General features: G+C 66.2%; 13 protein-coding genes. 6 read left to right on the top strand and 7 right to left on the bottom strand.

The window, feature by feature from the left end; all coding sequences use genetic code 11:
- Positions 1 to 561 precede the first annotated feature (561 nt).
- Positions 562 to 942 (top strand): VOC family protein, encoded by a 381-nt coding sequence (locus NG696_RS08040; RefSeq protein WP_252575075.1) that lies wholly within the window; start codon positions 562 to 564, stop codon positions 940 to 942.
- A gap of 230 nt (positions 943 to 1172) precedes the next feature.
- Here the strand turns inward: NG696_RS08040 and NG696_RS20745 are convergent, their stop codons facing one another.
- From NG696_RS20745 to NG696_RS08020, 5 genes are all read right to left on the bottom strand, one after another.
- A complete protein-coding gene (locus NG696_RS20745) occupies positions 1173 to 1301 on the bottom strand; it encodes a hypothetical protein (RefSeq protein WP_256470929.1) in 129 nt (42 codons plus the stop codon).
- A 53-nt stretch (positions 1302 to 1354) separates the two neighbouring features.
- The gene (locus NG696_RS08035) at positions 1355 to 1504 is read right to left on the bottom strand and encodes a hypothetical protein (protein ID WP_252575074.1); all 150 of its coding nucleotides are present in this window, start codon (positions 1502 to 1504) and stop codon (positions 1355 to 1357) included.
- 191 nt (positions 1505 to 1695) lie between these two features.
- Complete coding sequence (locus NG696_RS08030) at positions 1696 to 2079, bottom strand: PIN domain-containing protein (RefSeq protein ID WP_252567690.1); 384 nt, start codon at positions 2077 to 2079, stop codon at positions 1696 to 1698.
- Entirely contained in the window at positions 2076 to 2345 is a 270-nt protein-coding gene (locus NG696_RS08025; protein ID WP_252567692.1) for a type II toxin-antitoxin system Phd/YefM family antitoxin, read from the bottom strand. The genes NG696_RS08030 and NG696_RS08025 overlap by 4 nt, the downstream gene beginning before the upstream one ends.
- A gap of 143 nt (positions 2346 to 2488) precedes the next feature.
- Positions 2489 to 2893: a DUF5997 family protein gene (locus NG696_RS08020; protein ID WP_252567694.1), complete on the bottom strand. Its 405-nt coding sequence runs from the start codon at positions 2891 to 2893 to the stop codon at positions 2489 to 2491.
- 112 nt (positions 2894 to 3005) lie between these two features.
- Between NG696_RS08020 and NG696_RS08015 the strand changes: the two genes are divergently transcribed.
- Positions 3006 to 3755, top strand: coding sequence for a LysR family transcriptional regulator substrate-binding protein (locus NG696_RS08015; RefSeq protein ID WP_252567696.1), 750 nt, complete (start codon positions 3006 to 3008; stop codon positions 3753 to 3755).
- Between the two features lie 38 nt (positions 3756 to 3793).
- Here NG696_RS08015 and NG696_RS08010 read toward each other — a convergent pair whose 3' ends face one another.
- Entirely contained in the window at positions 3794 to 4129 is a 336-nt protein-coding gene (locus tag NG696_RS08010; protein ID WP_252567697.1) for a hypothetical protein, read from the bottom strand.
- Positions 4130 to 4146: 17 nt separating this feature from the next.
- Positions 4147 to 4875, bottom strand: a complete 729-nt coding sequence (locus NG696_RS08005) for a GntR family transcriptional regulator (RefSeq protein WP_252575072.1) — start codon at positions 4873 to 4875, stop codon at positions 4147 to 4149.
- Positions 4876 to 4981: 106 nt separating this feature from the next.
- On the opposite strand from NG696_RS08005, the gene NG696_RS08000 reads away from it, so the two are divergent.
- Genes NG696_RS08000 through NG696_RS07985 form a run of 4 tightly spaced genes read left to right on the top strand, consistent with a single transcriptional unit; the run spans position 4982 to position 10667 of the window.
- The gene (locus NG696_RS08000; RefSeq protein WP_252567701.1) at positions 4982 to 5740 is read left to right on the top strand and encodes a LamB/YcsF family protein; all 759 of its coding nucleotides are present in this window, start codon (positions 4982 to 4984) and stop codon (positions 5738 to 5740) included.
- Positions 5741 to 5800: 60 nt separating this feature from the next.
- Complete coding sequence (locus NG696_RS07995; protein WP_252567703.1) at positions 5801 to 7153, top strand: MFS transporter; 1353 nt, start codon at positions 5801 to 5803, stop codon at positions 7151 to 7153.
- A gap of 18 nt (positions 7154 to 7171) precedes the next feature.
- A complete protein-coding gene (locus NG696_RS07990) occupies positions 7172 to 8884 on the top strand; it encodes a 5-oxoprolinase subunit B/C family protein (protein ID WP_252575064.1) in 1713 nt (570 codons plus the stop codon).
- A gap of 7 nt (positions 8885 to 8891) precedes the next feature.
- Entirely contained in the window at positions 8892 to 10667 is a 1776-nt protein-coding gene (locus NG696_RS07985; RefSeq protein ID WP_252575062.1) for an acetyl/propionyl/methylcrotonyl-CoA carboxylase subunit alpha, read from the top strand.
- Positions 10668 to 10718: the final 51 nt, after the last annotated feature.

Here is a 10718-nt window from a genome sequence, read left to right as displayed (position 1 = left end):
CAAAAGGCCGGCACCTTTCCAAGACAAGGAAACCGGCCTCGGGCCATTACGGCTCAAACCTGAGGAACCCTCAAACAATTACCGACCCACGCACCTAGGGAACGCAATTTGCTTGATGGAAGGTCCCTTATCGGCCAGTTTCGAAGAGGGTCGGAATGCGCAGCTCTCGTGTCCGGTTTCAGTTTTGTTGGCAAGAATCTCAATAGCCCTGGCAATCTACGGACTGTCGGGATCTGCCTCGCCGTACTTGGCAAACGCAGCTGGCGGACTCGATTGGCGTTACCTTGCCAGGGGCACCTCGCGGCCGCTCACGGGACTTCGGCTCCGCCTACGACGGCACCGAAAGACATCTTCGAATCCGGATCCATGGCCGAGTCCACGCCACATTTCACCGCGGCCTGCGCAGCGATGCGGTTGCGGAGGCCAGCTGCCTGGCGGATGTGCCTTCAGTCTGGGCCCTGGAGACCGCTAATCTCGGGCTGGCAGCTCTGATGGACACGTAGGACGGCTCTTCTCCGCTGAAGGTTCGCACGCCTCCTGCGGGCCGGGTAGCTTGGGACCATGAGACTGAAAATGTGCAGCATCCATGTCCAGGATCCGGTCACCGCCCATACGTTCTACACCGGGACCCTCGGGTTCGAGACACTCATGGCGATGCCTGAGTACAACCTCTTCATCATCAAGGATCCGGGCTCCGACGCCGGGTCGGTGGGGCTGCTGCTGGAGCCTAGCGACAACCCGATCGGCGCCAATTACATGAACGCACTGCACGACGCCGGTATCGCGGCCATCACCTTCGGGGTTCCGGATGTACAGGCTGAGTACGACCGGCTGGTGGCTGCCGGTGTGAAATTCCAGGGCGAACCGTCAGAGGATCCGTCTGGGATCAGTGCGGTCTTCGACGACGGCTGCGGCAACTTCGTGCAGCTGCACCAGGACTGATTAGCCGGCCTTCGGCACGGCGAGGAATGTGCTTTCCTGAAGTTCACACGTGGTTTCGATGCTGCCTGGCAGGTGGTACCAGCGGGGTGCGGGGCCGAAGTTGAGGACTCTGATGAGGTGGAAGACCTCAGCTTGCGCTTTCCGGCACTGTGCAGCCGCCGTCGTTCAAGGTCGACGACGGCTTCCTCGCCGCCGACCCCGAGCTTTCGGTTGCTCGCCTCAACTGTTGCTTAGTCGTAGTGACGCGCTGACCGGGCGCCGGCCCGGGCGTCCGGGAGGACGATTTTGGGGATCGGGGACCACTCGAAGTCGAGTGCGCCAATTGCTGCGGCGTCAGGCGTGTGCAGCGCCTCGGCCAAGACTTGCTCAATGATCGACGGCGAGGACGCCAGTTGCGCTTGAACTTCAGCGATCAGCGCGTGCTGGTAGTTCTGGCTGGCTGGTATCCCTTGATGGGGCGAAGGCCCAGCCTCATCATGACGGCCGAGATGTTCTGGTGCTTATACTCGACGGCGGTGCTGGTCCGGTTGTTCAGCAGGGCCAGCAGCCGATCCCGGAACATCGTTTTACTGTAGGGCTGCCCTAGCACTTCCAATCGCAGCATCTCAAGGTAGCTGGCTACGGTTGCCGCGATTTCAGCTGCTGACCAGTCTCTGGCCGTCAAGGTGTTTCGCTCCCGGTGCGCATAGCGTCCAGGCTATCGCTTCGGCGCACGGACCTGGCCGCGAATGGGTTGGATTGTCAGTCCCGCACTCAGTCGCCTGCCTCCAGGATCTCCACCACATCTTCGACCAACTCGAAGTCCCTGGCGTTGCGGGTCATCAACGGGATGCCAAGAGAGTGGGCTTGCGCGGCGATCATTATGTCCTTACTCCTGGCATGTTGGGGCCTCAGGCGCTTGACCCGCGCAGCCAGCTCGCCATAACTCTCGGCGGCATGCTCGTCAAAGAGAATCCAGTCCATCAGTTCCCGCCAGACGGCAAGGCGGTGCACCCGGTTCCGGCGGATCTCCTCAGACGCTGACGATCGGATTCCGAATTGGAGCTCCGCCAGCGAGATGATGCTCGAGCCGAGTACGGCGCCGGCCGGCCACACGGCCGGTGGTGCGATCAGGACATTCGTGTCAAGGAGGATCACTGGGTAGTCCACGGATCAACAAGGGGATCGGCATCTCTGGATTCTTCATGTTCCGTGAGCCACCCGGTCTGGTCTGCGCCGAGCTGGGCGAGCTTCAGGGCAATTGCCACTTCAGCGGCTGAAGTCCACTTCTTGCGATGCGTTACAGGTGAGATCACTGCGACCGCACGGCCTTGGAGGGTTATCTCAAGAGTGGCTCCGTGCTCAACCCGCTCAATGACAGCCCTTGGATTTTGCTTGAGTTCCCGAACCCCTACCTTGTCCATGGCTGCATTCTACGCTTGATGTAGCCCTTGTTCTACGATTGGCAATGAAAGGAACAACAGAGGCCTGTCCGCGGATCCGAATCGTGAAGGTTCAGATCCGCGGACAAGCCTAGGAAAAGCGCAGGTGACTCAGAAAGCGGAGGCTATTCGGCCTGGGCGCGGGCTTTCTTGGCGTCCCTTTTGACGGCTTCGTCCTTGACGCGCTGGGCTTCGGTGCGGACGGCGGCATGAGTGGAGCGCTCGGTGACCAGCCATGCCGGGGGAGCCTGCAGCAGCGCGGTGATTTCCGCCGTCGTCAGCGCTTCCTCAACACCGCCGCGGGCCAGGCCGCTGATGGAGACGTTCAGCTTCTGGGCCACCACCGGGCGGGGGTGCGGGCCGTTGCGCCGGAGCTCCGCGAGCCACTCCGGCGGGTTGGCCTGGAGTTCGGCGAAATCGGCGCGGCTGATGGTTGAATCCTGGAACTCCTGCGGTGTTGCCGGCAGGTAGATGCCAAGCTTCTTGGCAACGGTGGCCGGCTTCATGGACTGGGAGTTTGCAGAGGTCATGGTTCAAGGGTATCCGGCTGCCTGCCCGTAGGGCACCATCTCAGCACCAGTCCCGCACCAGCTCCACCCCAGTTCCGGCATTGCGGGGCCGCGCGGGCGGTACTGTGAAGACGTGCCCGCAGACAATGAATCCCCCCAGAACGCAAGCCCCGCCGAATCGCCGGAGCAGGAGGCACCCCGAGTGCTCCGCTTCGCCTACGTGGCCGGCGTGACCCCGGGCAAATGGATCCGCCGCTGGGAAGAGCGCGTCCTGGACATCCCGCTGGAGTCGTTTATGTCCGACGACGGCGCCCAGCTTTCCGTATTAAGTGACGGTTCCGCGGACCTTAGCTTTGTCCGGCTTCCGGTGGAACGCGAGGGCCTCAACGTGATCCCCCTGTATGAGGAGCAGCCCGTGGTGGTGGCGCCCAAGGGGCACGAGATTTCGGTGTTTGAGGAAGTGGCCCTGGCCGACCTGTCGGCAGAGACGTTCCTGGACGTAGCCGAAATGGGTGGCCCGGAAGCGGCCATGCAGGTGGTGGCGTCCGGTGCGGGCCTGGTAATCCTGCCCATGTCCGTGGCCCGGCATTTCAACGTCAAGGACACCGTTGCCCGCCGGCTAACGGGTTCCCCGGTCACGGAGATCGCGCTCGCCTGGCCCAGCGATTCTTCGGACGACATCATCGAGGAGTTCATCGGGATTGTCCGCGGCCGCACCGCGGCGAGCTCCCGGCAGCCCTCGGCCCAGCAGGAGAAGCCCAAGAAGGAGCCGAAGCCGGACCGGCGCGGCCCCGCGGTCAAGAAACCGAAGGTGGCCCAGCGTTACGCCCCGAATCCGGACAAGGGCCGCGGCAAGGGCTCACGCAAAAAGGGCAAGCGCTAACTTGTGAGCCCGCGTTGCTCTAACAGGAACAGCCGGAACTAAGCCGAGCAGGCTTCCGTCAGTGCTGTGACTGACTCAGCCGGCACCTGGTCTCCGGCTTCGGCGATCTGGCCCAGCGGCGTCGTAATTTCCGCGGGCACCCCGGCAGTGTCCGCGGCGGACACCAGCCCGCCCAGCAATGCCTTGTCCTGGACGCTGACCAGCCCGTCCTCCACCACGGTGCAGACCTGCTTCCTGACCTCGTCCGAGGCTGCGGTAGCCACCTTGGAGGCGGCATCGTTTGCGGTGTTTTCAGCGACTTCCTGGACCGATCCGCAGGCGGAGAGGAGGAGTATCAGGGGGACGGCGGACAGGGCTGCAAGGCGGCGTTTCATTCGTCCAGCCTAACGGCTCAGTCTGTTCCGGCTTCGCCGTGCACTTCGCTCAGGTTGTCTTCGGAGCGGTCCAGATACGCCTGGAGAAGGTCGGCCGCGCGGTCCAGTTCCCCGGCTTCCAGGGCCAGGCAGATCGCTTCGTTGTCCGGCAGGTAGTGCTGGTAGAACTGCGCGTCCACGGTGGCTTTGTGGAAGAACAGGCGCATCTCGGCCAGGACCTGGCTCATGATGCTGTTCAGCCGCGGGCTTCCGGCCATGGCCACAATGGCGCCGTGGAAGTGCTGGTTGGCGGTGCCCAGGGCTTCGTCGTCACTGGCCGCCGCGGCACGCTTGCCTTCCTCGACGGCGGCCCGGACGGCGGCCACATCCTCCGGGCTGCCTCCGGCACGCAGCGCGCTGACCTCGATGGCGCGACGGACGGTATAGACGTCATGGACGTCCCCTGCCTCCAGGCTTGCCACGAAGACGCCGCGGTTGGGATGGCGGACCACCAGGCGTTCGCTGGCAAGTTCAACGAAGGCCTCACGCACCGTGTTGCGGGAGACGCCGAGGTCCTCCGCGATGGTGGATTCGGTGAGCCGAGTTCCCGGGAGCAGGGCTCCTTCCGCCAACTGCAGGCGGAGTTCATCCGCAACCCGCTCCGCCACGGACGGAACGGCCACCCGCAGGCGCCCTGCGGCGGTCCGGGCCGCCGAGTGATTCGTCGAAAGTCGGGAAGAGGGGACAGTCGGTTCTGAAGAGGCCATACTCGAGAATTTACACGATCGTCACATTGTTGAATCGAAGGATTGTTGAACAATCCGTAAATTTAGTGCATCCTAGTAGGACCACTCAATGAGACGGGGATCACAAATGGCAGCGATTGACCTGAACAGCGACGTCGGCGAGTCCTTCGGCCGCTGGAGCCTCGGCGATGACCTGGCCATGTTCGGCTCGGTTTCGAGCGCGAACGTGGCCTGCGGATTCCACGCCGGCGATCCCAGCGTCATCCGCAGGACCTGCCGCGAGGCTGCTGGAGCCGGCGTTGTCATCGGCGCCCACGTCGGCTACCGGGATCTCGCCGGTTTCGGACGCCGTTTTATGGACATCAGCCCCACAGAACTGGCCGACGATGTGGTGTACCAGATAGGTGCCCTGCAGGCCCTGGCCGCCGTTGCAGGAACCCAAGTCCGGTATGTGAAGCCGCACGGCGGACTGTACAACGCCATCGTCACACACACAGCGCAGGCCCAGGCCGTCGTCGACGCCGTGAAATCGGTTGACCCCAACCTTCCGATCCTCGGCCTCCCCGGTTCGGAAGTCCTGCGGCTTGCAGAAGCAGCCGGACTGCGCGCAGTGACAGAAGCGTTCGCGGACCGGGCCTACAACCCGGACGGCACCCTGGTGTCGCGCTCCCTCCCGGGAGCAGTCCTTGAGGATCCGGAACAAGTGGCGGAACATGTCCTACGGATGGCCACGGAATCCTCAGTCCGCGCAATTGACGGGTCCACCCTCAAAATCCGCGCGGAAAGCATCTGCGTGCATGGTGACTCACCGGGGGCCGTAGCGATGGCCACTGCAGTGAAGTCCGCTCTCGGCGACGCCGGTGTCAGCATCAGCTCGTTCCTCTAGCCCCATCCCACGGCCGCACGCCGGCCCCCCGCACCACCCCTCATCCCCCCGGAGGAAACCATGACCAGCACCAACAAGGCAGCAAAGACCGCGGCAAGGAAGCCGCCGCCTGGCGCGCTCAAGGCGTACGTTGCCAGCCTCACCGGCACCTCGCTTGAGTACTACGACTTCGCCATCTACTCGGTGGCGTCAGCCCTCGTCTTCCCCAAGATTTTCTTCCCCTCGGACGATGAATTCGTAGGCCTCCTCCTGTCCTTCTCCGCCTTCGCCGTGGGCTACCTCGCCCGCCCGATCGGCGGCATCATCTTCGGCCGGCTCGGCGACAAGGTGGGCCGCAAGTACGTCCTGGTCTTCACCCTGGTACTGATCGGCATCGCCACCGTCCTCATCGGTGCGCTGCCCGACTACTCCGCAATCGGGATCTGGGCCCCCATCATCCTGGTGCTCCTGCGCCTGGCCCAGGGCATCGGCGTCGGCGGCGAATGGGGCGGCGCGGTACTGCTGTCCAGCGAATTCGGCGACCCCAACAAACGTGGTTTCTGGTCCTCCGCAGCCCAGATCGGCCCTCCCGCCGGCAACCTCATGGCCAACGGCGTCCTGGCCATCCTCGCCGCCTCACTCAGCACCGAAGCGTTCCTTTCCTGGGGCTGGCGCGTAGCCTTCCTGGCCTCGGCCCTGCTGGTGGTCTTCGGCCTGATCATCCGCCTCAAGCTCGAGGAAACCCCGGTCTTCAAGGCCATCGCGGCCCATGGTGACCAGCCGAAGGCCCCCATCAAGGAAGTCTTCACCACCCAGCCCCGTGCGCTGATCTCCGCTGCCCTGTCCCGCGTCTGCCCGGACGTGCTCTACGCACTGTTCACCGTTTTTGTGGCCGTTTACGCCACCAAGGAACTGGGCATGACCACCGGCAACGTGCTGGCTGCCATCCTGATCGGCTCCGCGTTCCAGCTCTTCCTCATCCCGCTCGCCGGCGCCCTGACCGACCGGTTCAACCGCCGCTGGGTTTACGGCATTGCCGCTGCCGCCACCGCCGTCTACATTCCCCTGTTCTTCCTGATGATCGCGGGCAAGTCCGTGGTGATGCTGATCATCGGCGTGGTGATCGGACTGGCCCTGCACGCCTTTATGTACGGCCCGCAGGCAGCCTTCATCACCGAGCAGTTCCCGGCCCGCCTCCGCTACGCCGGCAGCTCCCTGGCCTACACCCTTGCCGGCGTGATCGGCGGCGCTGTGGCTCCGTTGATCTTCACCGCCCTTTACGGCGCAGCGTCCGGCGGCTGGTACCTGATCGCCGGGTACATCCTCCTGACGGCCATCATCACCATCGTGGGCATGCGCCTCGGCCGCGACCCGCAGCCGGAAGAGGACCTCCGCCTGCTGCACAGCGATGACGCGAAGGAGAGCCGCGCCTGAGCGGCGCGGCCTGATCCCATGGAGACAGTCAGCAAGCCCGCTGCCGCGGCCCGGGTGCTCGCCGTCCGGCCGGTAGGTACGACGGCGGTGCTCGCCGAACTCTCCGGGCTCCACGACGTCCTGGCCCTGCAGGCCCTCCTGCTGGAGGAGCCGCTGCCCGGCCAGGCGGACGTCCTGGCCGCCGCCGAAACCGTGATGGTCAAGGCGGATTCGCCCGCTGCGGCGCGCCGGATGGCGGCCCTGCTGCTGGAGATGGACCTGACGGTCCAGTCCCACGCCGAAGGCAAACTGGTGCAGATTGAGACCGTGTACGACGGCGACGACCTCGCCGAAGTGGGCCGGCTCACCGGGCTGGGCGCTGACGGCGTCATTGCAGCCCACACCGGACAGGTCTGGACGGTTGCGTTCGGTGGCTTCGCGCCGGGCTTCAGCTACATGGTGGGGGAGAACCAGCTACTTGAAGTCCCGCGTCGGAGTTCGCCCCGGACCGCCGTCCCCGCAGGTTCCGTGGCCCTGGCTGGCAATTATTCGGCCGTGTACCCGCGGAAATCCCCGGGCGGCTGGCAGCTGATCGGCCGCACCGCGGCCTCCATGTGGGACCTCAGCCGGGAGCAGCCGGCCCTGGTTGCGCCCGGTGACCGAGTGCAGTTCAGTGCGGTACGCGAGCTCATTGAAGTCGCGGACACCCAGGCGGGGGCGGCGGATTCCGAAGCCCCGGCCAGCCAGGAACCGGACGTCCAATCCGGCCTGCTGATTCTGTCGCCGGGACTGCAGAGCCTGATCCAGGACCTCGGCCGCCCCGGTCACGCCGGGCTCGGGGTGTCCTCAGCCGGTGCACTGGACCGCTCCTCCCTGCGACGCGCCAACCGGATCGTGGGCAACGACCCGTCGGCCGCCGTCGTCGAATCCGTTGCCGGCGGGCTCCGCGTGCAGGCCGTTGGGGACCAGGTGCTGGCAGTGGCCGGCGCGCCGTCGGCACTGACTGTGGTGACGCCGTCGGACGTTCCCGGCCCGGACGCACCGGACGACGCTGACCAGTCCGATTTTGACCGGCCGGAGCAGGTGCGCGAGGTGCCCATGGCCACCGCGTTTGCCCTGCTGGACGGCGAGATCCTGACCATCGGCGCGCCCGAACGCGGCTTCCGCAGCTACCTGGCCATCCGCGGCGGCGCAGCAGTCGATGCGGTGCTGGGGAGCCGGTCCACGGACACCATGTCCGGGATCGGACCTGCACCGCTGGCCGCCGGGCAGCTGCTGGGCGCCGGCGCCGCCACGTCCTCCAACGTGGTGGGCAACCCCGAACTGCAGCCCGACTTCCCGGACACCGGCGTGACGGTCCTGGACATCGTTCCCGGACCCCGCGATGACTGGTTCGACGCCGCAGCACTGGAATCACTCTGCGCCCAGGACTGGGCGGTGACGCCCCGCTCCAACCGTGTGGGCATGCGCCTGGACGGTGAGGCGCTCAGCCGAAGCCGCGACGGGGAGCTGCCCAGCGAGGGAACCATGGCCGGCGCGCTCCAGATCCCGCCGGAGGGACAGCCGGTTCTCTTCCTGGCCGACCACCCCATCACCGGCGGCTACCCCGTGATCGCCGTCGTGGTGGATCACCAGCTGGACCTGGCCGCCCAGGTTCCCATCGGCGGGTCCATCCGGTTCCGCTGGGCTCCCGGCTACGGGCTGCCCACCAGCTTTTCCGAATCATCCCCAGACATTTCCCAGACAAAGTGAGCATCTGATGCGTAAGGTCCTGATCGCCAACCGCGGAGAAATCGCCGTCCGCATCGTCCGCGCCTGCGAAGACGCCGGGCTGGAGTCCGTGGCTGTCTACGCGGACGTCGATGCCGACGCCATGCACGTGGGCGCTGCCACCGAGGCGTACAGCCTGGGCGGCAACGCGCCGTCGGACACGTACCTCGATATCCCCAACCTCCTGCGCGTGGCTGCGGAGTCCGGGGCGGACGCAGTTCACCCCGGCTACGGCTTCCTGTCCGAGAACGCAGGCTTTGCCCAGGCGGTCCTGGATGCCGGCCTGACCTGGATCGGCCCCACCCCGGAGGCCATCCGGCAGCTCGGCAACAAGATCACGGCGCGCGAGATCGCCGTCCGCGCCGGCGCCCCCTTGGTGGCCGGCACGGACGGTCCAGTGGCTTCGGCTGCTGAGGTCCGCGAGTTCGCCGAGGAGCATGGCCTGCCGATCGCCATCAAGGCGGCCTTCGGCGGCGGCGGGCGCGGGCTGAAGGTGGTCCGCGAGATGGACCAGATCGAGGAGTCCTTCGATTCCGCGGTCCGTGAAGCGGTGGTGGCCTTCGGCCGCGGCGAGTGCTTTGTGGAGCGGTACCTGGACCGGCCCCGGCACGTGGAGGCGCAGGTCCTGGCGGACCAGCACGGCAACGTGGTGGTGGTGGGCACCCGCGACTGCTCGCTGCAGCGCCGGCACCAGAAACTGGTGGAAGAGGCCCCCGCACCCTTCCTGACCGAAGAGCAAACCCAACAGATTTACGACGCCGCCAAGGCAGTGTGCCGCGAAGCCTCCTATTCGGGGGCCGGGACGGTGGAGTTCCTGGTGGCCGCCGATGGCACCGTCGCGTTCCTCGAGGTGAACACGCGCCTGCAGGTGGAGCACCCCATCACCGAGGAGACCACTGGCGTGGACCTGGTCCAGGAGCAGTTCCGGATCGCTGCCGGTGAGCCGCTGCGCTTCACCACCGATCCCACACCGCGCGGCCACTCGTTCGAGTTCCGGCTCAACGCGGAGGACGTGGGCCGGGGCTTCCTGCCATCGCCCGGAACCATCGCCACCTTCAGCGGCCCCACCGGTCCGGGCATCCGGCTGGACTCCGGGGTCCGCTCCGGTTCGGTTGTCGCTCCGCAGTTTGATTCCCTGCTGGCCAAGCTGATCGTGACCGGCGCCGACCGCCAGCAGGCACTCCGCCGGGCCCGCCGCGCCCTCGCCGAAATGGAGATCACCGGCGTGGCCACCGTCCTGCCGTTCCACCGGGCCGTGGTCCAGGCGCCCGACTTCACGTCCGAGACCGCGCTAGGCATCCACACCCGCTGGATCGAGACGGACTTCGCGGATTCCATCGCTGCGGATCCGGAGTTCGGCACGTCCGTTCCGGACGGTGAGCGGCGCACCATTACCGTTGACGTCGACGGCCGGCGCCTCGCCGTTGCACTTCCCGCTGACCTACTGGATGGCTGGGCGCGCTCCGGCGCGGCCGTTCCGGCGGGGGTTTCCCTTGACGGGGCTGGTTTGGATGGCGCTGCCGACGGCGGTGCTGCCGCTGGCGTCGCTGATCCCAGCGAGCTCCGCGCGGACATGGCCGGGACTGTGGTGAAGTGGCTCGTGGAGCCGGGCGCCGAGGTGGCGGCGGGGGATCCCGTCGTCGTGCTTGAGGCAATGAAAATGGAGACCCAGGTGACCGCCCACCGCACCGGGACGCTGAGCGGGATCCGTGCGGATGCCGGCGGCGTCGTCGGCGCGGGGGCGGTGCTGGCGCTGATCGGATAGCCGGGTCAGCGCTGGGACTTCGCGTTGCTTAAGCGCACGTCACGACAGCCG

The organism is Pseudarthrobacter cellobiosi, assembly GCF_023913755.1.
Taxonomy (GTDB): Bacteria; Actinomycetota; Actinomycetes; order Actinomycetales; family Micrococcaceae; genus Arthrobacter; species Arthrobacter cellobiosi.
The sequence above is the reverse complement of the archived record's forward strand: the minus strand, read 5'-3'. Positions and strand labels throughout refer to the sequence as shown.

Excerpts from the sequence above, each read along its gene's own strand:
- NG696_RS08040 (WP_252575075.1), top strand. The coding sequence starts at position 562 with ATGAGACTGAAAATGTGCAGCATCCATGTCCAGGATCCGGTCACCGCC.
- NG696_RS08035 (WP_252575074.1), bottom strand. The coding sequence starts at position 1,504 with ATGTTCCGGGATCGGCTGCTGGCCCTGCTGAACAACCGGACCAGCACC.
- NG696_RS08025 (WP_252567692.1), bottom strand. The coding sequence starts at position 2,345 with ATGGACAAGGTAGGGGTTCGGGAACTCAAGCAAAATCCAAGGGCTGTC.
- NG696_RS08020 (WP_252567694.1), bottom strand. The coding sequence starts at position 2,893 with ATGACCTCTGCAAACTCCCAGTCCATGAAGCCGGCCACCGTTGCCAAG.
- NG696_RS08010 (WP_252567697.1), bottom strand. The coding sequence starts at position 4,129 with ATGAAACGCCGCCTTGCAGCCCTGTCCGCCGTCCCCCTGATACTCCTC.
- NG696_RS08005 (WP_252575072.1), bottom strand. The coding sequence starts at position 4,875 with ATGGCCTCTTCAGAACCGACTGTCCCCTCTTCCCGACTTTCGACGAAT.
- NG696_RS08000 (WP_252567701.1), top strand. The coding sequence starts at position 4,982 with ATGGCAGCGATTGACCTGAACAGCGACGTCGGCGAGTCCTTCGGCCGC.
- NG696_RS07995 (WP_252567703.1), top strand. The coding sequence starts at position 5,801 with ATGACCAGCACCAACAAGGCAGCAAAGACCGCGGCAAGGAAGCCGCCG.
- NG696_RS07990 (WP_252575064.1), top strand. The coding sequence starts at position 7,172 with ATGGAGACAGTCAGCAAGCCCGCTGCCGCGGCCCGGGTGCTCGCCGTC.
- NG696_RS07985 (WP_252575062.1), top strand. The coding sequence starts at position 8,892 with ATGCGTAAGGTCCTGATCGCCAACCGCGGAGAAATCGCCGTCCGCATC.